The sequence below is a fragment of the Caballeronia sp. LjRoot29 genome, assembly GCF_964252755.1.
GTDB lineage: Bacteria > Pseudomonadota > Gammaproteobacteria > Burkholderiales > Burkholderiaceae > Caballeronia.
The window spans coordinates 19262-41396 of the sequence record NZ_CAXUPU020000026.1 but is presented as its reverse complement, the minus strand read 5'-3'; the positions used below and the strand labels follow the sequence as shown (position 1 = coordinate 41396).

Annotated in this window: 21 protein-coding genes; 9 read left to right on the top strand and 12 right to left on the bottom strand. The window is 60.4% G+C overall.

Going from position 1 to position 22135, the window contains the following annotated elements; translation table 11 throughout:
* Positions 1 to 43: 43 nt before the first annotated feature.
* From cheY to ACSQ83_RS24595, 4 genes are all read left to right on the top strand, one after another.
* Complete coding sequence (cheY, locus tag ACSQ83_RS24610) at positions 44 to 439, top strand: chemotaxis response regulator CheY (RefSeq protein ID WP_299710577.1); 396 nt, start codon at positions 44 to 46, stop codon at positions 437 to 439.
* A gap of 11 nt (positions 440 to 450) precedes the next feature.
* Positions 451 to 1149, top strand: a complete 699-nt coding sequence (gene cheZ / locus ACSQ83_RS24605) for a protein phosphatase CheZ (RefSeq protein WP_436229968.1) — start codon at positions 451 to 453, stop codon at positions 1147 to 1149.
* 251 nt (positions 1150 to 1400) lie between these two features.
* Positions 1401 to 1916, top strand: coding sequence for a DUF2844 domain-containing protein (locus ACSQ83_RS24600; protein WP_414952374.1), 516 nt, complete (start codon positions 1401 to 1403; stop codon positions 1914 to 1916).
* A gap of 18 nt (positions 1917 to 1934) precedes the next feature.
* The gene (locus ACSQ83_RS24595) at positions 1935 to 3200 is read left to right on the top strand and encodes a DUF3443 domain-containing protein (protein WP_436229924.1); all 1266 of its coding nucleotides are present in this window, start codon (positions 1935 to 1937) and stop codon (positions 3198 to 3200) included.
* A gap of 94 nt (positions 3201 to 3294) precedes the next feature.
* Here the strand turns inward: ACSQ83_RS24595 and ACSQ83_RS24590 are convergent, their stop codons facing one another.
* The 4 genes from ACSQ83_RS24590 to argS form a co-directional block, all read right to left on the bottom strand.
* Positions 3295 to 4098, bottom strand: a complete 804-nt coding sequence (locus ACSQ83_RS24590; protein WP_436229967.1) for an SDR family oxidoreductase — start codon at positions 4096 to 4098, stop codon at positions 3295 to 3297.
* Positions 4099 to 4114: 16 nt separating this feature from the next.
* Complete coding sequence (locus ACSQ83_RS24585) at positions 4115 to 4768, bottom strand: thiol:disulfide interchange protein DsbA/DsbL (protein ID WP_436229923.1); 654 nt, start codon at positions 4766 to 4768, stop codon at positions 4115 to 4117.
* A gap of 180 nt (positions 4769 to 4948) precedes the next feature.
* Positions 4949 to 5704 carry an SPOR domain-containing protein gene (locus ACSQ83_RS24580; protein ID WP_436229922.1) on the bottom strand — a complete coding sequence of 252 codons (756 nt, stop codon included), beginning with the start codon at positions 5702 to 5704 and terminating at the stop codon, positions 4949 to 4951.
* 183 nt (positions 5705 to 5887) lie between these two features.
* Positions 5888 to 7672, bottom strand: coding sequence for an arginine--tRNA ligase (argS, locus tag ACSQ83_RS24575; RefSeq protein ID WP_436229921.1), 1785 nt, complete (start codon positions 7670 to 7672; stop codon positions 5888 to 5890).
* A gap of 546 nt (positions 7673 to 8218) precedes the next feature.
* On the opposite strand from argS, the gene ACSQ83_RS24570 reads away from it, so the two are divergent.
* The gene (locus ACSQ83_RS24570) at positions 8219 to 8545 is read left to right on the top strand and encodes a DUF1840 domain-containing protein (protein WP_414952379.1); all 327 of its coding nucleotides are present in this window, start codon (positions 8219 to 8221) and stop codon (positions 8543 to 8545) included.
* Between the two features lie 99 nt (positions 8546 to 8644).
* Here ACSQ83_RS24570 and ACSQ83_RS24565 read toward each other — a convergent pair whose 3' ends face one another.
* From ACSQ83_RS24565 to ACSQ83_RS24540, 6 genes are all read right to left on the bottom strand, one after another.
* On the bottom strand, positions 8645 to 8863 hold the full coding sequence (locus ACSQ83_RS24565; RefSeq protein ID WP_436229920.1) for an acid-shock protein: 219 nt from the start codon (positions 8861 to 8863) through the stop codon (positions 8645 to 8647).
* Between the two features lie 165 nt (positions 8864 to 9028).
* Positions 9029 to 11794, bottom strand: a complete 2766-nt coding sequence (gene metH, locus ACSQ83_RS24560) for a methionine synthase (RefSeq protein WP_414952450.1) — start codon at positions 11792 to 11794, stop codon at positions 9029 to 9031.
* 14 nt (positions 11795 to 11808) lie between these two features.
* Positions 11809 to 12885, bottom strand: a complete 1077-nt coding sequence (locus ACSQ83_RS24555) for a homocysteine S-methyltransferase family protein (protein WP_436229919.1) — start codon at positions 12883 to 12885, stop codon at positions 11809 to 11811.
* Between the two features lie 201 nt (positions 12886 to 13086).
* Positions 13087 to 13344 (bottom strand): BTH_I0359 family protein, encoded by a 258-nt coding sequence (locus ACSQ83_RS24550; RefSeq protein ID WP_056358215.1) that lies wholly within the window; start codon positions 13342 to 13344, stop codon positions 13087 to 13089.
* A gap of 476 nt (positions 13345 to 13820) precedes the next feature.
* Positions 13821 to 15035: a DUF3108 domain-containing protein gene (locus ACSQ83_RS24545; RefSeq protein WP_436229918.1), complete on the bottom strand. Its 1215-nt coding sequence runs from the start codon at positions 15033 to 15035 to the stop codon at positions 13821 to 13823.
* Between the two features lie 151 nt (positions 15036 to 15186).
* Positions 15187 to 16068, bottom strand: a complete 882-nt coding sequence (locus ACSQ83_RS24540; protein ID WP_414952383.1) for an IclR family transcriptional regulator — start codon at positions 16066 to 16068, stop codon at positions 15187 to 15189.
* Between the two features lie 205 nt (positions 16069 to 16273).
* Here ACSQ83_RS24540 and ACSQ83_RS24535 point away from each other — a divergent pair, with 205 nt between their 5' ends.
* The 4 genes from ACSQ83_RS24535 to ACSQ83_RS24520 all read left to right on the top strand — a co-directional run bounded on the left by ACSQ83_RS24535 (position 16274) and on the right by ACSQ83_RS24520 (position 20259).
* Positions 16274 to 17260, top strand: coding sequence for a fumarylacetoacetate hydrolase family protein (locus ACSQ83_RS24535; RefSeq protein ID WP_414952384.1), 987 nt, complete (start codon positions 16274 to 16276; stop codon positions 17258 to 17260).
* Between the two features lie 135 nt (positions 17261 to 17395).
* A complete protein-coding gene (locus tag ACSQ83_RS24530) occupies positions 17396 to 18580 on the top strand; it encodes an ABC transporter substrate-binding protein (protein ID WP_436229917.1) in 1185 nt (394 codons plus the stop codon).
* 25 nt (positions 18581 to 18605) lie between these two features.
* Positions 18606 to 19433 carry an enoyl-CoA hydratase/isomerase family protein gene (locus ACSQ83_RS24525; protein ID WP_436229916.1) on the top strand — a complete coding sequence of 276 codons (828 nt, stop codon included), beginning with the start codon at positions 18606 to 18608 and terminating at the stop codon, positions 19431 to 19433.
* A gap of 70 nt (positions 19434 to 19503) precedes the next feature.
* Positions 19504 to 20259 carry a PhaM family polyhydroxyalkanoate granule multifunctional regulatory protein gene (locus ACSQ83_RS24520; protein WP_436229915.1) on the top strand — a complete coding sequence of 252 codons (756 nt, stop codon included), beginning with the start codon at positions 19504 to 19506 and terminating at the stop codon, positions 20257 to 20259.
* Positions 20260 to 20306: 47 nt separating this feature from the next.
* Here ACSQ83_RS24520 and ACSQ83_RS24515 read toward each other — a convergent pair whose 3' ends face one another.
* Together ACSQ83_RS24515 and ACSQ83_RS24510 are read right to left on the bottom strand one after the other, a co-directional pair.
* The gene (locus ACSQ83_RS24515; RefSeq protein WP_436229914.1) at positions 20307 to 20921 is read right to left on the bottom strand and encodes a chalcone isomerase family protein; all 615 of its coding nucleotides are present in this window, start codon (positions 20919 to 20921) and stop codon (positions 20307 to 20309) included.
* Positions 20852 to 22135 (bottom strand): class I SAM-dependent methyltransferase, encoded by a 1284-nt coding sequence (locus ACSQ83_RS24510; RefSeq protein ID WP_414967121.1) that lies wholly within the window; start codon positions 22133 to 22135, stop codon positions 20852 to 20854. The genes ACSQ83_RS24515 and ACSQ83_RS24510 overlap by 70 nt, the downstream gene beginning before the upstream one ends.

Sequence of the window (22135 nt, the reverse complement as noted above, 5' to 3'; positions counted from 1 at the left end):
TGCGCCGCTTGCAGAAAACACAGGAACACAAGGAGCAGTGATGGTGGACAAGAACATGAAGATTTTGGTCGTCGACGATTTTCCGACGATGCGGCGCATTGTGCGAAACCTGCTGAAGGAACTGGGTTTCTCCAACGTCGATGAAGCCGAAGACGGCGCGGCCGGACTGGCACGTCTGCGCGGCGGTGGTTTCGATTTCGTCATTTCCGACTGGAACATGCCGAACCTCGATGGCCTCGAAATGCTGAAGCAAATTCGCGGCGACGCTGCGCTTGCCCATCTGCCCGTATTGATGGTGACGGCCGAATCGAAGAAGGAAAACATCATTGCCGCGGCGCAGGCTGGCGCGAGCGGATACGTGGTCAAGCCGTTCACGGCTGCGACCCTCGACGAGAAGCTTTCGAAGATTCTCGAAAAGATGGCTAAGGCAGGGAGCTGATCGTGAACGAAATGACAAACGAGACGCTGATCGACGTCGAGCAAGACGCCGATGCATCGAGCGACCGCATCCTGGCACGCATTGGTCAGTTGACGCGGACGCTGCGCGATTCGATGCGCGAACTCGGCCTCGACAAACAAGTGGAAGCCGCCGCCGAGATGGTCCCGGATGCGCGCGACCGCCTGAAATATGTCGCGACGATGACGGAACAGGCCGCCGAGCGCGCGCTGAACGCCATCGAGTTGGCGAAGCCGCTGCAGGAAACCATGCAGCGCGACTCACAAGCGCTCGATGCCCGCTGGGAGCAGTGGTATGACTCGCCGCTCGAGAAAGCGGACGTAAAGACCTTGCTGGCCGATACCCGGGGCTTTTTGCAGCAAGTGCCGGTGCACACGGTCGCGACGAATACGCAATTACTCGAAATCATGCTCGCGCAGGATTTCCAGGACCTGACCGGTCAGGTGATCAAGAAGATTACCGACGTGGTGTACGTGATAGAGCAGCAATTGCTCAGCGTGCTGCTGGAGAACATTGCGCCCGAGCGGCGTGAACAATTTGCGGCACAAGCGGCGGCGCTGGTGGCAGCAACGAGTGCGGTGGGTTCGTCGGACACCTTGCTGAACGGTCCGCAGATCAATCCGGAAGGCCGCACCGACGTAGTCCAGGACCAGACACAAGTCGACGATCTGCTCGCCAGTCTCGGTTTCTGATAGTACGAACAGTAAGAACGGCTCGACGCGCGCAGGTGCTGGCACTTGCTCGCGTCGACGTATCCTGCGGTTACATTCCCCGACAGTCTTCTATCGACGCTTGAACGTACAGGTTTGTACGAAGCGTCGTTTTCCCGGTTCCGACTCAATCGGCTGGCATACTGACAGCGCTTTCTTTTTGAATTTTGTGGCGCAAGCGTTGCAGAAGGCAAAATAGCGCATATTGAGATAATCGAAACGGGGGTAGCGAAGTGAACACTTCGATCATTTCATTCAGCTCGCGACGCGTAACCGCGCTCGCCAGCCTGACATTGAGCTTGTTAGTTGTATCGCCGGCATACGCCGTGCTTGGCGGCGCGCCGATGACGCCGCCCGCGAACTCCACGGTCAACAATGCCGTGTCGCATGCGGCGGTTTCAGCGGTTGCTTCATCGGCCGGAGCAACGGCCAGTTCTTATACCGTGCGTACCACGACGCTCGCCGTCGGCACGGTGGTAAATGAGTACGTGAATACCGATGGCGTGGTGTTTGGGCTTGCGTGGCAAGGCCCCAGAATTCCCGATTTGCCGACCTTGCTCGGCACCTATTTCCCTCAATACGTGCAAGGCATCCAGAATCAGCGTGCCAACGGCGGCGGCCGCGGACCGGTCAGCGTCGCAGGCAGCGCGCTCGTGGTCCGCTCGGGCGGCCATATGGGCGCATTCGCCGGACACGCCTATCTGCCGCAATCCTTGCCCGCGGGCGTCAGCCCCAGCGACATCCAATAACGGACTGAGACTTTCACTATGCGTCCGACGATTTCCTCGTCCAATCCGACCTTGCGTTCGGGCCTGATCCGCTGGCTCGCCGTGCTGAGCGTGTCCGTGTTACTCGCGGCCTGCGGCGGCGGGGGCGGCGATTCAGGCAACAGTTCCGTAAGCGGTGGAGGCGGTAGCAGTAACGGCCCCAACACGCAGCCGACCGCCTCCACGGCGTCGAACACGGTGCCTATCACCGTGGGTCCGGGTGCACATAACTTCGTCAATATCCCGAACGTCTCGGTCACTGTGTGCGCGCCCGGCACGAGCACGTGCCAGACCATCGACAATATCCAGCTCGATACCGGCTCGTACGGCCTGCGTCTGGCAAGCGACGCGGCAACGCAGATCATGGGCAGCCTGCCGGTGAACGCGTCGACGAGCGGCGGACAGCTGGCCGAATGCACGCAATTCGCCGATGGCTTCACATGGGGCACCGTGCGTACCGCCGATGTAAAGATTGGCGGCGAAACGGCGAGCGGGATTCCAATCCAGATCGTGGGCGATTTGCCTGATTCCACCGTGCCGCTCAATGGCTGTGTCAACGGCAGCAACGAGAGCACGTCGCGGCAACTGGGCGCGAACGGGATTCTTGGCGTAGGCGTTGCGGCGACCGATTGCGGTTCGGACTGCACGAACGCCGCGACCAGTAATTACTACTCCTGCCCGAGCGGGACCAACTGTTCGGCCGTTGCCGTCGGGATGGCGCAGCAAGTGGTGAATCCGGTGACGAAGTTCGCGGTGAACAACAACGGTGTGATCGTGCAATTGCCGCCGGTGACGACGTCGGCGGCGTCGGCCACGGGCACGCTGGTATTCGGCATTGGGACGCAGAGCAACAATACGTTGACGGGCGCGACGTCGTATCAGTCGACGGCTTTTGGCAACCTGATGGGCAACTATAAGGGGACGGCGGTTACGACCATTATCGATTCGGGTTCGAACGGCCTCTTCTTCACCGACAGTACGTTGCCGACCTGCACATCCACGTTCACGGACTTCTATTGCCCGGCCAATCCGACGCCGCTTTCGGCGACCGTTTCCGGGTTGAACAACACGACGGGCACGGTGAATTTCACGGTCCAGAACGCCCAGACGCTGGCTGCAAGCGGCACGAACTACGCGCTTAATGGACTGGCCGGGAGTATTGGCTCAATCCCGACGCTGTTCGACTTCGGCCTGCCATTCTTCTTCGGCCGATATGTTTATTTCGGCTTTAACACCAACGGGAATGCACCGTACATAGCGTTTTAAGTTCGCTTCCATCGCCTGGGCATTCTGCGGGCGGTGAGCAAAAGTAACAAAGCCCGGCGCGTGTCTGCGTCGGGCTTTGTTTTTATGGAAACGATCATTCTCCCGCGCGCGGTTTCCTCGGGGCCTTCTCCATCAAGCGGTCGTATAGCCATCGCGGCAGCACATGCAGGATCGCGCCGGCGACGCGCATCTGCCAGGGAAACGTCGCAAACCTTTTCTTCGCCTCGATAGCATCGGCGCTCTTGGCGGCGAATACATCGGCGTCCATGAGGAAGGGCATCGGATACGGATTGTGCTCGGTCATCGCGGTGCGGATGTAACCCGGCGCAATGGTCACCACCGATACCCCCTTCGGCCGCATCTCGATCCGCAGCGATTCGAGATACTTCAATGCCGCCGATTTCGACGCGCTATACGCGCCCGAACCCGGTAATCCGCGAATGCCCGCCACGCTCGCAATGCCCACCAGCGTTCCGCGTCGTTCTTCGACCATGCGCGCGACGAACGGCTCAAACGTGGCGATCATCCCGAAGTAGTTGATATCCATCACGTCGCGAAAGGTATCGAGGTCTCCATGACCGGTCAACACACCACGGCTGACGCCGGCATTGGCGATCACGACATCGGCGCCGCCATGCTGCGCACAGAACTGCGCTGCGGCGTGGTCAAGCGCGGCGGCATCGCGGACGTCGGCGGGATAGATCGAGATGGAATGGGAGGGGAAGCGCGCGGCGAATACCGCGAGGGTGTCGCCACGACGGGCAACGAGGCCAAGCACCGCACCGCGCCGGAGATATTCCTCGGCGAGCGCGAGGCCAATGCCGCTGGATGCGCCGGTGATGAAAACTCTCAGCCGGGCTGGCTCGGCATCCCTGCCATTGCCCGGCGTGTCCTTCATAGCGGCGCTCACGCCTTTACATCTTCTTCGCGCGAATCTGGGCGATCAGGAAATCGAGGACCTGGATCGTGCCCGGCAGGCTGTTCGTCGTGGCCGGACCCGTCTCGTACTTGCCCTGGATGGCGAGCGTCGGCACGCCGTCGATCTTGTAGTCCTGCATCAGCTTGGTGTCGCGCTGAAGATCGCTTTGCGTCGAGAAGGAGTTGTACGCGTCCATGTACTTCTTCTTATCGACACCTTGCGTCGCGAGGAACGTAGCCTGCGCTTCCGGCGTCAGCAGATAGTTCTTCTTCACGTGGATTTCGTTGAACACGGCAGGCGTGAGCTTGTCGGCGAGGCCGAGTGCATCGAGTGCGTGATACATCTTCGAGTGCGGGATGAAGTCATCGCGGAAAGCAACCGGCACACGCTTGAACACGACATCAGGACCTTGCTTCTTGATCCACGCTTCCAGATACGGGTCGAATTCGTTGCAGTGGGGGCAGCCGTACCACATGAACTCGATCACTTCGATCTTGCCCTGCGCGTTCACCGGTTGAGCAGTTTGCAGCACCGTGTAGTCGGTGCCTGCAACAGGCGCTGCCGGCGATGCGTGCGCCACGTTCATGGCGCTCAGGGTGCCGGCCGCGAGGCCGAGGGAGAGAGCGAGGGCGCTGAAGAATTTTTTCATAATGACCGAGAAAGGGCGTGGAGACGCGAAAGGGGAACACACGACGCTTAAAGGAGGCTTAAACCGGCTGTGCCGGGCCGCTGGTGGCTGCTCTGCTCACCGGCGTTGACGGCCTTCATGCTATCAACCCGCGCCAGCCTGATACAAACGGCCGCGCGGGTTGCGGGGTCTACTACGCGTTCACTGCTTCGAGAAGCGGATGACCGCGGTGTCCACGCCTGCGTCCGATAGCCGCTGGCGCACGTTGTTCATGTCTTCGAACTTCGTGAACGGCCCAATCCGCACGCGGAAATACGTGACGTTGCCTGCATCGCGTTGCGTGACCTTCGACTCAAAACCCTGGAAGCCTAGCCGTGCGCGCTGCTGTTCGGCATCGGCCTGGGTCTTGTACGCGCCAACCTGCAGGAAATAGCCCGTGTTTGCATCGCCGGGTGCGGGTGGCGTGACCTTGGCCGTCGATGACGCTTGCGCATCAGCCGGCTTCTTCGCAGGTGTTGCGCTCGATGAACCGCTCGGCGCGTTCGCAACCGGCGGCACGGTCGCCGGCTTCGGCGCAACCGCCGTACCGTTCGCAGCCGATGGCGGCACTTCCAGTATCTCCGGCTCGTCCTGCACGCCCGACGACTGCGTCTGGTTGTTCGTCTGTCCAGGCGCGGTGTTCGGCGGCGCGGGCTGCGCGGCTTGCGGCACCGCCTGGCCAGGCGTCTTGCCCTGCAGCGGCCGGTTCGGGTCGTACGGCTGTCCCGTGGTGGCGGGCGCGGAGTTCGTGTCCGTTGGCGCCGGCGCGACCTTCGCGACAAACGGCGTGGGTGCGCGCGTGATGTACAGCGCCACGATCACTGCAATTGCAAGGCCGACAATCAAGCCCAGCACGATACCGAGGAAAGTGCCCCCGGTTTGCTTCGACTGCTTCGACGTGCTGCGTGGTTTTGCCATCGTATGAATAACCTGCAAAAAGTCTTCTGAATGGCCGTCGATTATAACGGCGGCCTTGCGCGCGGTTTGGCGTTGCCTGGGTGTTGTATTGCGCTGTGTTGCGTCGTGTTGCGTTAAGTCATGCGCCGTCGCACATCCGGCCCAGGACACGCCGGACGCACCGGACGTGCCCGGCCAAGGCAATCACATCTTGACGGGAGCGGACACGCCGATCAGCGCGAGGCCATTCTCGAGCACTTGCCTCGTAGCGGCGAGCAACGCAATGCGCGCATTGCGCACGCCGTCTTCCTCCACTAGCACGCGCTCCGCATTGTAGAACGAGTGGAATTCGCCCGCGAGGTCACGCAGGTAGAACGCGACCGCGTGCGGGGCGAGTTCGTCGGCGGCGTGCGAGAGCATGTCCGGATACTCGGCGAGCTTGTTCAGCAGCGCCATCGCCCGTTCGCTCGAAAGCGGCGAGAGATCGACGGTCGGCAATGTGTCGGCATTGCCGGCGTATTTCGTCTTCCAGTCGCCGAGGATCGTGCAGATCCGGGCGTGCGCGTACTGCACGTAATACACCGGGTTTTCGTCGCTTTGCTTGAGCGCGAGGTCGACATCGAAGACAAATTCGGTGTCGGCCTTGCGCGAGATCAGGAAGAAACGCACGGCGTCGCGGCCGCGGCGAATGGTGTCTTCATCGATCTGATCCGGCGCAACTTCCTCGCCCGGCGTCATGCCGCCCGACCATTCGATCAGGTCGCGCACCGTCACATAGCTGCCCGCGCGCTTCGATATCTTCACTTCCACGCCATTGCGCATGACCGTGACCATCTTGTGCAGCACGTAGTCGGGATAGCCCTTCGGAATGCCAATGCCAAGCCCCTGCAGCCCCGCCCGAACACGCGCGATGGTGCCGTGGTGGTCCGAGCCCTGCACGTTGATGACCTTGGTGAAACCGCGTTGCCACTTCGCCACGTGGTACGCGACGTCCGGCACGAAATACGTGTAGGTGCCGTCGGACTTGCGCATCACGCGGTCCTTGTCGTCGCCGTCGTCGGTCGTGCGCAGCCAGAGCGCGCCGTCCTGCTCGTAGGTCTTGCCGGCGGCGATCAGCGCATCGACCGTGCCTTGCACGCGGCCTTCGTTGTACAGCGACGACTCCAGGTAGAACTGGTCGAAGTCCACGCCGAACGCGGTCAGGTCCAGATCCTGTTCGTGACGCAGGTACGCGACGGCAAAGACGCGAATAGCGTCGATGTCATCCACATCGCCCTTCGCCGTCACCGGCGCGCCGTCCTTGGCCGCCACCGTTGCGCCGGCCAGATAGTCACGGGCGATATCCGCGATGTACTCGCCGTTGTACGCGTTGTTCGGCCATTCCTTGTCGTCTGGCGTGAACCCGCGCGCGCGCAATTGCGTCGATGTGGCCAGGTTGCCGATCTGCACGCCTGCGTCGTTGTAGTAGAACTCGCGATGCACCGCGTTGCCTTGCGTGCCGAGCAGGTTCGCCAATGCATCGCCGAGCGTGGCTTGCCGGCCGTGACCTACGTGCAGCGGCCCGGTCGGGTTCGCCGAGACAAACTCGATCAGCACGCGCTTGCCTTCGTCGCGGGCGTTGTAGCCGTAGCGCGCGCCTTCCACAATCACCGCTGGCACCACGGCTTGTTTCGCCGCTGCCGCCAGCCGCAAGTTGATGAAGCCCGGACCGGCGACTTCGGCTGCATCGACCAGACCCTGCGCAGCCGGCAGCGCGAGCACTGCATCCACGATCTGCTGCGCCAGCTGGCGCGGATTTGCGCGCAGCGGCTTGGCGAGCTGCATGGCGACGTTCGACGCGACGTCGCCGTGCGCCGCAACTTTCGGGCGTTCGAGCACGATCACCGGCTCGACGAAGTTCGCTTCCGATGCGCCTTGCGACGCCTGTACGACCTGCTTGACCGCATCGGCGAGCAGCGTTTCGAGTGTGTGTTTTTGTGTGGGCAGCATGCTGATTCTTAAATCCGGTAATAGGGCTGTTGGTGCGATGCAGCGATGCTTCGTTTCTTCGATGCCGAGGCTTCAATCCACGTGTTTGCCAGGAATGCGGGGAAAACGCGTAACCGGGCGTCGATTGAGCGTTAACTGCCGACGTGATCCGTGCTCAAAAATTTCAGTCCAGTTTCAATCCATTACGGCAATTCGGGGCCGCGTCTTGCTCACGCTTGGGGCTGACTTCCACTCGTTCGGGCGCGGGGGAAACCCCTGGACACTCGGTCGAAACGGTATGTACGCCTTTCTATGCGTGTCCAAAGTCATGGCCCGCGCCGTTTCCAGCGATACCGTCAAAACCGGGGTTTTGTAACCGGCGCAACATTTGCTCGGGTAAATCGGGATTTTAGCAGGTGCTAATATGTCGAATCAGGGTCGAGTCGGGGAAAGAAGTCAGGAATTAAAACAATGCGCTGGCGTGTGATGGTGGCCTGGGTTGTTACCACGCTTGGCGCATCTCGCTCACTAGCCACAAAAGGCCAACAAAAGGGAAAGGACCTTGCCATGTTGATCACATTCAAAACCAGAGCAGCACCCGACGTTCAAATGCTGGACAACCTTGCCGATTACCTCCTCGGCATCGTTGGTAAGCGGCTTGGCGAGCGTGGCGTCATTACGCATGAAGAGCTCCCTGAATGCATCCAGAAGCTGGAGTCGGCGGTTGCATCGGACAAACAGGAACGCGCCGAACACGACGGCCATTTCCACGAAGGCGAGCCCGGCCATGAACCGCACGAGATTCCTGTCGGTCTGGCACAACGCGCGTACCCGTTCCTCGACATGATGCGCCTCGCCCATCAGGCAGACGGCGACATCCTGTGGGGCGTGTGAGCCACGCGTAACCTGGCAGGAATTAAGTCGGCATTAAAAAAACCCGCCTCGTCGCCGATGCGGGTTTTTTTATTCCGACGAATACGTGGGCTGCAGCTTTTATTGCGACGCTCCGTCTGCCGGCGCGCTCGCGCCTTTCTTCGCACGCGGTTTGCGGGGCTTTTTCTTGTGCTCCTGGATAGGCGGCGAATAGCTCGACGCGGTGCTCGAGCTTGCGCTCGTGCCCGGCTTGGCGTTGCCCTGCGCGAAGGCAGCCGGACTTCCCGACGTGAACAGCACAGCGACAGCAACGGCGAGTACAGGCGTCAGCTTGTTCATTTTCGACTTTCTCCGTGACGATAGAAGGAATGCGTGACCGCCGCCATGACGGTCTTTGCACGCCTTCGAGTGTAAGGAAAGTCAAAATAACCGTAATAGACTTCGCCAATATTGCGTCTTTGTGATTCCCGGTATTTGCTGTATTTGCCACTACCGGATTTTTGCCTACAGTAAGGGCGCCAACGCGCGTTCTGCATCGTTCTTCGAAATCGCCATGCGTTGCGCGAAGCTTTCCACTTGATCGTCGGCGATCTTGCCGACCGAAAAGTACGTGCTCTCCGGATGCGCGATGTAAAAGCCCGACACACTCGCGGCCGGCAACATGGCGAGCGACTCGGTCACCGTCATGCCGATTTCGTTCGCTTGCAGCACGTCGAACATGTCCTGCTTGACCAGATGATCGGGGCACGCCGGATAACCCGGCGCCGGACGAATTCCCCGATACTTTTCCGCAATCATCGCGGCGTTGTCGAGGGTTTCGCCGGCCGCGTAACCCCACAGCTCGCGACGCACCCGTGCGTGCAGCGCTTCGGCGAAAGCTTCGGCGAAGCGATCGGCCAGCGCCTTCAACATGATCGCGCTGTAGTCGTCGTTATCGGCTTCGAACTGCTTTTCGCGCTTGTCGACGCCCAGGCCCGCTGTCACTGCGAACATGCCGATGTAATCCGCCACGCCCGAGTCCTTCGGCGCGATGAAATCCGCGAGCGAGCGGTTGGAACGCTGCACGCCATCCACGATCGGACGCACCGTTTGCTGCCGCAGATTGCGCCATGTCATGGCGACTTGCGTGCGGGTATCGTCGGTATAGATCTCGATGTCGTCGTCGTTCACCGTGTTCGCCGGCAGCAGCATCACCACGCCGTTCGCCTGCAGCCAGCGGCCCTGGATGATGCGTGAGAGCATCGACTTGCCATCGGAGAAAACACGCCGCGCGGATTCACCCACGATCTCGTCATTGAGAATGGCCGGATACGGACCGGCAAGATCCCAGGTCTGGAAGAATGGCGCCCAGTCGATGTAATTCGCCAGCTCCGCGAGATCGTAGTTCTTGAAGATGCGACGCCCGATGAAGGTTGGCTTCTTCGGCACGTAGCTCGCCCAATCGAGTTTCGTCTTGTTCGCGCGCGCCTCGGCGTAGGTGACCATCGGCGTGGCCTTGCGGTTCGCGTGCTGCGTGCGGATGCGTTCGTAGTCCGTCTTCAGATCTTCGAGGTATTTCTTCGCGCCGTCATCGGAGAGCAAACTCGACGCCACCGATACCGACCGCGATGCGTCCGGCACATAGACCACCGGGCCATCGTAGTGCGGGGCGATCTTCACGGCCGTATGCACGCGCGACGTGGTTGCGCCGCCGATCAGCAGCGGCGTTTGTTTGTCGCGGAAATAGGTGTCGCGCTGCATTTCCGACGCGACGTACGCCATTTCCTCAAGGCTCGGGGTAATCAGCCCCGACAAGCCGATGATGTCCGCGCCTTGCTCCTTCGCCATCGCGAGGATGGTCGCGCAGGGCACCATCACGCCCATGTTGACGACCTCGAAGTTATTGCACTGGAGTACGACCGAGACAATGTTCTTGCCGATGTCGTGCACATCGCCCTTCACGGTCGCGATCACGATCTTGCCCTTCGGCCGGACGTCTTCGCCGGCATCGGCCATGCGCTGCTTTTCTTCCTCTATATACGGAATCAAATGCGCCACGGCTTGCTTCATCACGCGCGCCGACTTGACCACTTGCGGCAGGAACATCTTGCCCGCGCCGAACAGGTCGCCGACGATATTCATGCCGTCCATCAACGGCCCTTCGATCACGTTGATCGGCCGGCCGCCGGCCGCTTCAATGCGCGCCCGGACTTCCTCGGTGTCTTCCACGATGAAGTTCGTGATGCCATGAACCAGCGCGTGAGCCAGGCGTTGATCGACAGGCTGGTTGCGCCATTCGAGGTTCTCTTCTTTCTTCGCGGCGCCGGTTTTGAATTTATCGGCGATTTCGAGGAGACGATCCGTGCCGTCATCGCGACGATTCAGCACCACGTCTTCCACGCGTTCGCGCAGTTCGGGATCGAGATCCTGGTACACGCCGAGCTGCCCCGCGTTCACGATCCCCATGTCCATGCCCGCCTGAATCGCGTGATAGAGGAACACCGTATGGATTGCTTCGCGCACCGGATCGTTGCCGCGAAACGAGAACGACACGTTCGACACGCCGCCGCTGATCTTCGCGTGCGGCAGGTTTTCCTTGATCCAGCGCGTGGCGTTGATGAAGTCGACGGCGTAGTTGTTGTGCTCTTCGATGCCCGTCGCGATAGCGAAGATGTTCGGATCGAAGATGATGTCTTCCGGCGGGAAACCGACTTCGTTCACGAGGAAATCGTACGAGCGCTTGCAGATCTGCGTCTTGCGTTCGTAGGTGTCGGCCTGGCCGTCTTCATCGAAGGCCATCACGACGGCTGCGGCGCCGTAGCGGCGAATCAGCGTGGCGTGGTGGCGGAACGCGTCTTCGCCTTCCTTCAGCGAGATCGAGTTCACGACCGCCTTGCCCTGCACGCATTTCAAGCCTGCTTCAATCACTTCCCATTTCGACGAGTCGATCATGATCGGCACGCGCGAGATATCCGGCTCGGAGGCGATCAGGTTCAGGAACCGGACCATGGCCGCTTTCGAATCAAGCATGGCCTCGTCCATGTTGATGTCGATGATCTGCGCGCCGTTTTCGACTTGCTGGCGTGCGACGGCCAGCGCTTCGTCGAACTGGTTGTTGAGGATCATGCGCGAGAACGCCTTCGATCCCGTCACGTTGGTCCGCTCGCCCACGTTGATGAAGAGCGAACCGTCGGTGACGTTGAACGGCTCGAGGCCGGAAAGGCGCATGGTGTGATCGGTCATGGTGTCTCTGGGCGTTGCAGCGTGATGGTCTTGTCGAAGGGCTTGTATTTCGTGTCGGGCAGTCAGGCAGCTTCACGATAATGCGACGGCCACTTCCGTGGCTTTACATCGGCCAACGCCTTCGCGATTTCCGCGATATGTTCCGGCGTCGTGCCGCAGCATCCGCCCGCCAGATTCACCAATCCCGCTTGCGCAAATTCCTTCAGCAAGCTCGACGTGACATCGGGGGTTTCATCGAAGCCCGTATCACTCATCGGATTCGGCAAACCCGCGTTCGGATAACACGATACATACGTGTCGCAGAGCTTCGACAATTCAGCGATATACGGCCTCATCAACGCCGCGCCCAACGCGCAATTCAAACCAAACGTGAGTGGCCGCGCATGACGCAGCGAGTTCCAGAAAGCCTCGACCGTCTGTCCCGACAGGATTCGACCCGACGCGTCAGTCACCGTGCCGGAAATCATGATCGGCAACAGTTCGCCTGTGTCTTCAAACAACTGATCGAGCGCGAATAACGCAGCCTTTGCGTTCAACGTATCGAAGATGGTTTCAACCAGGAACAGATCGCAGCCCGCATCCATCAGCGCCTTCGCCTGCTCGTAATACGCCAGGCGCAGTTCGTCGAATGTCACGTTGCGCGCGGCAGGATCATTAACGTCCGGTGAGATGCTCGCGGTCTTGGGCGTCGGTCCGATCGCGCCCGCGACAAAGCGCGGTTTGTCCGGCGTCGAGTACTTGTCGCAAGCCTCGCGCGCCAGCTTCGCCGACTGCATGTTCATTTCGACCGCCACCGATTCCATGCCGTAATCGGCCTGCGCCACTGTCGTCGCACCGAAGGTGTTCGTCTCGAGAATATCCGCGCCGGCAGCCAGATACTGGTCATGGATCTCACGGATCACATGCGGCTGCGTGATCGACAGCAACTCGTTATTGCCCTTGATATCGCGGGGATAATCGGCAAAACGTTCTCCACGATACCCGGCTTCGTCGAGTTTGTAGCGCTGGATCATGGTGCCCATCGCGCCGTCGAGAATGAGAATGCGCTGTTGCAAGAGCGCAGGCAACACGGCGCCGCGCGTGTACGGGCGGCGCTCTGCGGCAGATTTCGGGGCGACAGTTTCGAGGGACGGATTCATGATTCACATGGCTCCAAACAGGCTTAAATAGCCCAACATTGTATCTGTAGTGGGGCACGACCGCTTTCTTATGGCGCTTTCCAAAACGCCGGGCAATCAAGCGCCATGAACAAAAAACCCCGCCACTTTCATGGCGGGGTTTTCAGGGGGTGTCGCTGGGTGTTCTTACTGCAAGGCTGCGTGGAACCCTGCGTGCAACCTTTAGTGAAGGATCACCGGCTGGTTCATCAAGATGTCGAACTGGCCGAGGAACTCGTCCACGTCTTCCAACGATTGCTCTTCTTGCATCAACTTCTGGACATGCTCGCGAAAACGGGCAGCGAGTGCGCCGTCGATGAAAATTTCGCGTTGCATGGTCTTGTCCACGATCTCGTAACCGCCCGCTTTCATCGCGAGATGGTTGTCCTGTGGCGGGAATTCGACTACACAATAGTTAGGGCTGTTGTAGATCATTTGCATGGCGACACTCCTTATTCCTGTTTGCCCGTAAGGCGTTTCAACGTCTTACATTGAGCGTTTAGGTTGGAATTCAAGGGGTGGCCTCGACGTTGAGACCGAAAGCCCATCGAGGACCTTTGTTAGACACATTCTCCCGCAAAAATGTTTCCAGAAGTGCCCTGAAACGCTGTGTTTCCTCTACTAAGAACAGATGTAAAGCACAAAGTATTGCGAATCCTGCATTCTTGATTGAATCTATCACCGCTTTAGTCTGCATCTAAGGCAACAACCCGCTTGGGCGTTTTAACCGGTGTCGACAGCCCCATACTGGCTCTCTTCAGCGTTGGCATCAGTTCGGGATCGAACCATCCTCAACCATCGCCAACCACCAACATCCGCACGTTCTGCCATTACCTGTTTAACGGAGTTTTTCGTCGAATCTTTATGTCTCCAAGCATAAGCGGCCAGACTTAAACCTGCGTTAAATCGAGCCGATCTCAGGGTTTATCGGCGACGGGTGCGGCAGGTTCTGCATCTAGAGACGCATCTGGCGTGCCCGCACCGGATTGGCCCGGCGTGGCTGACGGAGCTTCCAGCTTGCCGCGCCAGAGCATTTCGATCTGCATGCCATTCGGCTCCGTCTGCAGAATACGCACGGGTAGCCAGCCCAGCGTGGGCGCAAGCCAGATGTCGAGACGCCGGCGATCGCCTTCGCGTCTTGGCAGACGCGTGAAATGGCGAGCCTCCACGTTGCCGTCGGCGGTCTGCACGTTTTCATCGCCGACGGTTTCTATCGGCCAGATCTCGTTGCTGTCGTTATCAGCTACGCTGAATTGACGCACTACACCGGGCTTGTAGGTGTCAGGCGAACCGCGTACCAGACTCGACAACTGCATGACCACGCTGAAACGGTCTTCGGCGCCATCGGCAAGCGGCTGGTTGTTCGGCGTGCGCGTATAGACCAGTTGTTTCGTGGTGCGATCGAAGACGGTGATGTCGGCAGCGCGGCGGCCACGTTGCTCCGAATACTGCTCGGGTGCAATGCCGAAGCCGTCGATGTGACCCTTGCTCGAATACACATACGGTCCGACAAACGGCAACGGGATGGAGACGACCATCTCGTAGTGCTGGCCGTCGTTGACCCAATGGATGTTGCCGACCTGGTTCATCACGCCGTTGATCCGCGTGTCGTAACGAAGTTCGCCCGAAGGTGGAACGCTGAATTTATCGCCGGTCACTGCGGCTTTGGCAGCGGCGGCCGCTGCTTGAGACGCTGCTGCGTCACTTGCTGCTTTCGCGGCGGCTTGGGCAGCTTGAGCTGCTTGTTCAGCCTGTGCGGCTTGAGCTGCCTGCGCCGCTTGAGCCACCTGTTCGGTTTGCGGCGTCGTGATGGCGTGCGTGGGCTGGGGTTGCGGTACCGGCTTGGGTACGGGCTTAGGTTTGGGAGCCGGCGGAGGCGGCGCGACAGGCTTCGGCGCTTGCGCTATCGGCTTGGGTGTCAGCAATTCGACCTGCACCGGCACATGTTCAGCCGGCACCGGATTCGATGCGTTCCGGCTCCTCTCTACCCATCGTCCGGCTATCCAATGCAGTGCCAGAACAACAAGCAGCACGACCAGCCACACGACCCATCGAAGGGAATGGTCGGCGGATGAATAATCGGACGATGCGCCTGAAAGGGCGCGACGGCGGCGAAGCAGGGAGAACGGCATCGGCTAGCTCGGAAACGCGCGTGGTCGGGCAAGCAGTAAAACGCTGCAGGGAAAACAATCGGCAACGATCGTGAAAAGCACGCGAAACGCATATGACTCGCGGGCACGCTGCGATGTTCCGCACGCGTGAGCATCGTACGATTCCCAGGTCTTATCGTTCGCCCGGTTTATACCCGAGTTCGTAGGAAAGTTGTCCGGCACATTCGCGCAAGGCGGTGTCGATGTCGCCGCCCCAGCGGGTATCGAATGATCCTTCCTGGCCCAGTGCAATCAACCCGAGCGCGAGATCGCCGGTTGAGTCGAACACCGGCGTGCAGAACGCATGGATGGTCGGCAGCAACATGCCTTCCACGCGCGCCGCACCGTGCGCACGGATCTCGGCGAGCACCGGTTCAATATCCGCCATCGACTGCCGCGTGGCGGTGAGCTCGCGATCGAGCATCGCTTGCGTCTTGCTGCGCGGCAGCCATGCGGCAAACAGCAAACCCGTCGCCGATGACAACAGCGGCATGACATCGCCTAGTTTCAACGATGCCTTCGCGGGATAGCTCGACTCCATCCAGTGCACGACAGTCGGCCCTTGATTCCCCCACACCGCGATACCCACCGTCAGGTCCAGCCGGTCCCGCAACCCCGTCAGCGCGATGCGCGCGAGCTTGACGCCATCGACACGGGCAAGCCGCGCCAACCCCATCTGTAACGCGAAGCCACCGAGTTCATAGCGCCCGGATACCGGGTCCTGCGAGACCGCGCCAAGCCGCAGGAAACTCACCAGGTATCGATGCGCCTTCGCAGGACTCATGCCGGCGCGCTGGGCGAGATCGCGCAGCATCATGGCGCGAGGCTCGTTGGTCAGCACGTCGAGCAGGCGGAAGCCGACTTCGATCGACTGGATGCCGGAGCGGGACTTTTCCTCGGCGGCATCGGCAGTCTCGTTCGAGTCCGTGGAGTCAGCGAGGTCGAGGGCATCATCGGCTTCGACCTGTTCCGATAAGGGCAGCGTGGACGATCCGGGACGGCTGGGAGAGGGCATGGAGAAATCGATAACGGCGCAAGCCGGTTCACAAAACAAGGGTTGGTCGGAGGCGCGTAAGCGGTTTATTGGAGCTATACAACCGAGCGACGCTAAGGTGGCGACGGCAACCGGTAACCGCCCGAATCATCGCAAAACCGCCCCGACGTGATTCACCATCGTAAAATAGATTTCCTCCATCGTCACTAAACGTACAAAACGGTTTATGAAACTTGCCACGCTGAAGGACGGAACCCGCGACGGCCAACTGGTCGTTGTATCGCGTGATTTGCGCACGGCGGCGATTGCCGACGCGATCGTGCCGACGCTGCAACGCGCGCTCGACGACTGGACTTTTTACGCGCCGCAATTGCTCGATCTCTCGGATTCGCTGAACCAGGGCCGCGCGCGCCACGCGTTCGCCTTCGACCCCAAAGCCTGCATGGCGCCGCTCCCGCGCGCGTTCCAGTGGGCTGACGGCTCGGCTTACGTGAACCACGTCGAACTCGTGCGACGCGCCCGCAAAGCGGAAATGCCGCCCGAATTCTGGACCGATCCCCTGATGTACCAAGGCGGTGGCGACGATTTGCTGGGACCAGAAGACGATATCGTGTGTGCATCGGAGGCATATGGCATCGACTTCGAAGCCGAAGTGGCCGTGATCACCACCGATGTGCCGATGGCCGTCAAACCCGCCGACGCCCTCAGGCACGTCCGCCTCCTCATGCTGGTCAACGACGTTTCGCTGCGCAACCTGATTCCGGGTGAACTCGGCAAGGGTTTCGGCTTTTTCCAGAGCAAGCCGGCCACGGCGTTTTCGCCGGTCGCGGTCACGCCCGACGAACTGGGCGATGCGTGGCGCGAAGGCCGTGTGCATCGGCCGATGATCGTCCACTGGAACGGCAAGAAAGTCGGTCAGCCCGATTGCGGCACGGACATGGTGTTCAACTTCGGCGAATTGATCGCGCACGCGGCGAAAACACGCAATGTGCGTGCGGGATCGATCGTCGGTTCGGGCACGGTCTCGAACAAGGACACGAAGCGCGGTTACTGCTGTATCGCCGAGAAGCGTTGCCTGGAGACCATCGAACACGGTGCGCCGACAACGGAGTTCATGAAGTTCGGCGACAGCGTGAAGATCGAAATATTCGATGAAGCCGGCAAGTCGATATTCGGTGCAATCGATCAGTCAGTCGTGGCGCTGGGCGAATAACGGGTGAATCAGCGACGCCGCCAGTAAGGGGTTTCGCCCGATGCGCTCGCATGCTGCGCCGCCCTACACTTAGCCGCATTGCGTCGAGACGCTATAGAAAATTGGCGTCGGCGCACCCATGACAAGGAGACTTCGATGCAGTCAGGCGGCAGATGGGGAGCGACGGTCAGGCAATTGGGCGTGGGTGTCTTACTCACACTCACACTTTCAACGGCCGCCTGGGCGCAGACGCCGCATGTGAAGATTGGGCTGGTGTTGTCGCTGACGGGGCCGGCGGCGTCGCTCGGCATTCCGGCACGCGATACCGTCGCGTTGCTGCCGAAGGAAATGGGTGGCCGCCCGGTGGACTACATCGTTCTCGATGATGCCTCCGACACCACGCAAGCTGTCCAGACCACGAAGAAGCTGATTTCCGAAGATCACGTGGACGCGATCATCGGTTCATCGATTACGCCGAACTCGCTCGCGATGATCGATGTGGTCGCCGATGGCCAGACGCCCATGATCTCGCTCGCGTCGTCATCGAAGATCATTGAACCGGTGGACGCCAAGCGCCACTGGGTCTTCAAGACGCCGCAAACCGACGCGATGATGGCGTCCGCCATTGCCGAACATGCGAGCAATCATGGCGTGAAAACGATGGCGTACATCGGCCAGGCCGATGCGCTCGGCGAGACCTTTTACGCAGAGGTCGCGAAGTTCGCGCAGCTTCACCACATCACGATGGTCGCCAACGAGCGCTTCAACCGCACGGACACGAGCGTCACCGGCCAGGTGTTGAAAATCATGGCCGCCAAGCCCGACGCGGTGGTCGTAGGCGCAGCGGGAACGCCTGCTGCGCTGCCGCCGAAGACGTTGAAAGAACGCGGTTACAGAGGCACGATTTATCATAACCACGGCACGGGCAATCGCGACTTCCTGCGCGTGTGCGGCGCGGATTGCAACGGTACGTTCCTGCCGACGAGCCCGGTTCTCGTCGCCTCGCAACTGCCCGACGATCATCCGGCGAAACGTCTCGCGATCGAGTACATCAAGCTGTATGAAACGAAGTACGGCGCAGGCACGGTATCGGCGTTCGGATCGTATGCGTGGGACGCGGGCATGTTGCTGAACCGCGCGGTGCCGATTGCGTTGAAAGCGGGCGCGCCGGGCACGCCCGAGTTTCGCGGCGCCTTGCGCGATGCGCTTGAAAACACGAAGAATTTTGCGGACTCGAACGGTCTCGTCAACATGACGCCGAACGATCATATCGGGCTCGACCAACGTGCTCGCGTGATCGCGGAGATCGAGAGCGGCAAGTGGATCTATCAACCGCGTTGATCTTTCTTTGAGCGAAGGCACGACCATGAGCGACCTGTCTCTTTACGCGCATTACACGTCGCTGGAATTGCGCCGGCACGACCACGGCGTGCTTGAAATCGTGATGAACGGTGCGGGCGCGAACAAGAGCGGACTCGCGACGGCCGATGCAAACATGCATCGTGAACTCGCGGATATCTGGCGCGATATCGATCGTGATCCGGACACGCGCGTGGCGTTGATTCGCGGCGAGGGCAAGGGCTTTTCAGGCGGCGGCGACCTGCATCTGGTCGAACAGATGGCGTCCGACTTCGAAGTCCGCACGCGCGTCTGGCGCGAGGCACGCGATCTCGTTTATAACGTGATCAACTGCAGCAAGCCGATCGTCTCGGCCATGCACGGTCCTGCGGTCGGCGCGGGATTGGTTGCAGGCCTTCTCGCCGATATTTCCATCGCGGCGAAAACTGCGCGCATTATCGATGGACACACGCGGCTCGGCGTGGCCGCCGGCGATCATGCGGCCATTGTGTGGCCGCTGTTGTGCGGCATGGCGAAAGCGAAGTATTACCTGCTGCTATGCGAACCCGTGAGCGGCGAGGAAGCGGAGCGCATCGGGCTGGTGTCGCTGGCGGTGGACGAAAGCGAATTGCTGACGAAAGCATTTGAAGTCGCGAATCGTCTGGCGCAAGGATCGCAAACGGCCATCCGCTGGACGAAATACGCGCTGAATAACTGGCTGCGAACGGCAGGCCCGGCTTTCGATACCTCGCTGGCGCTCGAATTCATGGGCTTTTCCGGGCCCGATGTGCAGGAAGGCATCAAGTCACTGCGTGAACGGCGCGCGCCGGATTTCCCGGGCGGATCGCCGTTTTAGGTTTGGCATCCGTTATCTTTTGGTTTCCCTCATACCTCGTACGTACCCGCAGCATCAAGGAGAAAGTCTCATGACCGATACGCCCGGTGGTACGCCGCCCTTTGGAAGCTTTCCAGGCATGACCGGTTTCCCCCAGGGCGACATGATGGAAAAGATGTGGGACATGATGAAGCTGAACCCGTTCGCGGCAGCCGCTGCGCCGGGCGGATCTCCGTCGCTGTCCATGATGTCCGACATGCTGGCGCCGCTCACGAACGTCGAAGAACTCGACAAGCGGATCAAGGACATGCGCGCGGTCGAGCAATGGCTCAAGCTCAACTTGAACATGCTGCAATCGGCTATTCAGGCGCTTGAAGTGCAGCGCGCGACGCTCGCTACATTGCGTGCGTTTGGCGCGTTCGCGCAGACGTCGATGGAAAAGACGCAGGCTTCGTCTGCTTCATCGCCGGCTGCTTCCGGGTGGCCAGCACCGCCGCCGGAAAGGACAAAGCCGAAGGCGGAAGCGGAGCCGCAGCCGGGTACGGAGGCGCCGGGTGAAGCCGGTGGGACCGACGCTTCATTCGATCCTTCGGGCTGGTGGAACATGCTTCAGTCGCAATTTAACAGCCTGGCGGCCTTGGCGATTGCGCAGCAAAATGCCGGCGCGGCAGCGCCGAGCATGAGCACGGATGAAGACGAAAATGGCGATGACGATGACGACGTAGAACCGCCCGACGCCGCCGCGCCGCCGGAAGCTGATGACGCCGACGCACCACCCGCAGCCAAAAAAGCGGCGGCGAGGAAAGCACCGGCCAGGAAAGCCGCGCCGCGAAAGAAGCCGCTTTAAACTACATTTCAATCGGCGCGGCAATGCGGTCCAGTTGAAACGCTGAGCTACTGCGCCGCGCCGTTGGCGAGCAACTGGTTGCGCAAGCCCGGCGCCGACGTGCGCGGATCGAACCAGATCGAGAAGAATGCGCGAGCGAAGGCGTCGCCGGGAATTGTGCCAATGACTTTATCGTCGGCATAAAACGTCGTGCCGCGCTCAGGCACGAATACGCCAATGACATGATCTCCCGGCTGCACGTCGGGGAAGATCTCTTCCATCTCCTCTTGCCATTGCGCCGTCTGCGCCTTGCTTGCGAGCTTCAGGTCGTCCATTTCCTGGCGGCCTCTTTTGGCGATCGCAGGACCCTTGAAAGCACGCGCATATTCGATATCCAGCGCAAACGGCCGCGCCGTCAATTCCTTGCTCGACAGACCTGTTGGCCCGACGAAAAGCGTAGCGTCGTAGATATGAAAACCGTACATGCGCAACTCGCCTTCGCCCTGCACGCGCGCTTGCGGAATCGTCTGACGCACCACCGACGCCGCGTCGAAAGCAAACGCCTGCAGCGGCAAGATGATCAGGACCAGCGCGAGCGCAGCGGCTCTCGCGATCAGGCGTGCTCCAGCGTGAACTGGATGACGTCGGTGTTCGAGTGCGCGAACGCGGCCTCGCAATAACATAAGTAAAAGTCCCACAAGCGGATGAATCGTTCGTCGAATCTTTGTGCACGGATCTCATCGAGCCGCGCAACAAACGCATTGCGCCACATTTTGAGCGTGCGTGCATAGTCGCGGCCAAAGGAGAACTGGTTGACCACTTTCAGCCCATGGCGTTCCGCGGTTTGCATGAACACATCAGGCGAAGGCAGCATACCGCCTGGAAAAATATACTGCTGGATAAAGTCGGTGCTGGTTCTGTAACGATCGAACAGCGCGTTGTCGATGGTAATTGTTTGCACGCATGCTCGCCCGCCGCGCTTGAGATTGCGCTTGATGCATTCAAAGTAGCTCGGCCAATATTCCTCGCCCACGGCTTCGAACATTTCTATCGATGCAATTGCGTCGAACTGGCCGTGGGTATCGCGGTAATCCTGAAGGCGAAGATCGGTTCGATCGCTCAATCCCGCGTCTGTCAGGCGCTGCTGCGCGTACGCGAGTTGTTCTGTCGACAGCGTCAGGCCGGTCACGTTCGCTTTCGCCTCGCTTGCAGCAAGTTGTGCAAAGCCGCCCCAGCCGCAACCAATTTCCAGCACGCTCGGATTGACGCCATCGAGTTCCAGTTCGTTCAACAGGCGCCGATATTTCGCACGTTGCGCGTCCTCGAGCGTCTGGTCCGGCGAGCCGTCGAAGAGGGCGCTCGAATAGGTCATCGTGCTGTCGAGCCAGAGCTTGTAGAACGCGTTACCAAGATCGTAATGCGCGTGAATGTTGCGCCGGCTACCTTCCTTCGTATTCGCGTTGCGCAGATGCCGGAAGCGGTTCGTCAGCTTGCCGAACCACGATCCGTAGACCACTGCTTCTATCGTCGTGCGGTTACGGACCATGATGTCGAGCAGCGCGGCGAGATCGTCGGTATGCCAGTCGCCTGCCAGATAGGTTTCAGCGAAGCCGATGTCGCCGCTCTTCATCGCCGCCGCGCACACGTTCCAGTTGGTCAACACGACACGCGCATACGGCGGATTGCCAGGCGCGTCGGGTGCCTGTCCGAAACGGCGCGTGGTGCCGTCGGGGAGGTGGACATCGAGGACGCCGTATTGAAGCTGACTCATCAGCCTGAGCACCACGCGGGCAGCCGCGGGTTTGCGCAGCGCGCCATGTTTGCCCAGCAAGGGCCGCATGAACCATGAGGCAACCGGACTGCGTAGCGATGAAGGGGGGGAAGTCTGTGTCGACAT

Excerpts from the sequence above, each read along its gene's own strand:
- ACSQ83_RS24530 (WP_436229917.1), top strand. The coding sequence starts at position 17,396 with ATGCAGTCAGGCGGCAGATGGGGAGCGACGGTCAGGCAATTGGGCGTG.
- ACSQ83_RS24580 (WP_436229922.1), bottom strand. The coding sequence starts at position 5,704 with ATGGCAAAACCACGCAGCACGTCGAAGCAGTCGAAGCAAACCGGGGGC.
- ACSQ83_RS24535 (WP_414952384.1), top strand. The coding sequence starts at position 16,274 with ATGAAACTTGCCACGCTGAAGGACGGAACCCGCGACGGCCAACTGGTC.
- ACSQ83_RS24565 (WP_436229920.1), bottom strand. The coding sequence starts at position 8,863 with ATGAACAAGCTGACGCCTGTACTCGCCGTTGCTGTCGCTGTGCTGTTC.
- ACSQ83_RS24555 (WP_436229919.1), bottom strand. The coding sequence starts at position 12,885 with ATGAATCCGTCCCTCGAAACTGTCGCCCCGAAATCTGCCGCAGAGCGC.
- ACSQ83_RS24545 (WP_436229918.1), bottom strand. The coding sequence starts at position 15,035 with ATGCCGTTCTCCCTGCTTCGCCGCCGTCGCGCCCTTTCAGGCGCATCG.
- cheZ (WP_436229968.1), top strand. The coding sequence starts at position 451 with ATGACAAACGAGACGCTGATCGACGTCGAGCAAGACGCCGATGCATCG.
- ACSQ83_RS24585 (WP_436229923.1), bottom strand. The coding sequence starts at position 4,768 with ATGAAAAAATTCTTCAGCGCCCTCGCTCTCTCCCTCGGCCTCGCGGCC.
- ACSQ83_RS24510 (WP_414967121.1), bottom strand. The coding sequence starts at position 22,135 with ATGTCGACACAGACTTCCCCCCCTTCATCGCTACGCAGTCCGGTTGCC.
- argS (WP_436229921.1), bottom strand. The coding sequence starts at position 7,672 with ATGCTGCCCACACAAAAACACACACTCGAAACGCTGCTCGCCGATGCG.
- ACSQ83_RS24520 (WP_436229915.1), top strand. The coding sequence starts at position 19,504 with ATGACCGATACGCCCGGTGGTACGCCGCCCTTTGGAAGCTTTCCAGGC.
- ACSQ83_RS24595 (WP_436229924.1), top strand. The coding sequence starts at position 1,935 with ATGCGTCCGACGATTTCCTCGTCCAATCCGACCTTGCGTTCGGGCCTG.
- ACSQ83_RS24590 (WP_436229967.1), bottom strand. The coding sequence starts at position 4,098 with ATGAAGGACACGCCGGGCAATGGCAGGGATGCCGAGCCAGCCCGGCTG.
- ACSQ83_RS24570 (WP_414952379.1), top strand. The coding sequence starts at position 8,219 with ATGTTGATCACATTCAAAACCAGAGCAGCACCCGACGTTCAAATGCTG.
- ACSQ83_RS24550 (WP_056358215.1), bottom strand. The coding sequence starts at position 13,344 with ATGCAAATGATCTACAACAGCCCTAACTATTGTGTAGTCGAATTCCCG.
- ACSQ83_RS24515 (WP_436229914.1), bottom strand. The coding sequence starts at position 20,921 with ATGTTATTGCGAGGCCGCGTTCGCGCACTCGAACACCGACGTCATCCA.
- ACSQ83_RS24525 (WP_436229916.1), top strand. The coding sequence starts at position 18,606 with ATGAGCGACCTGTCTCTTTACGCGCATTACACGTCGCTGGAATTGCGC.
- ACSQ83_RS24540 (WP_414952383.1), bottom strand. The coding sequence starts at position 16,068 with ATGCCCTCTCCCAGCCGTCCCGGATCGTCCACGCTGCCCTTATCGGAA.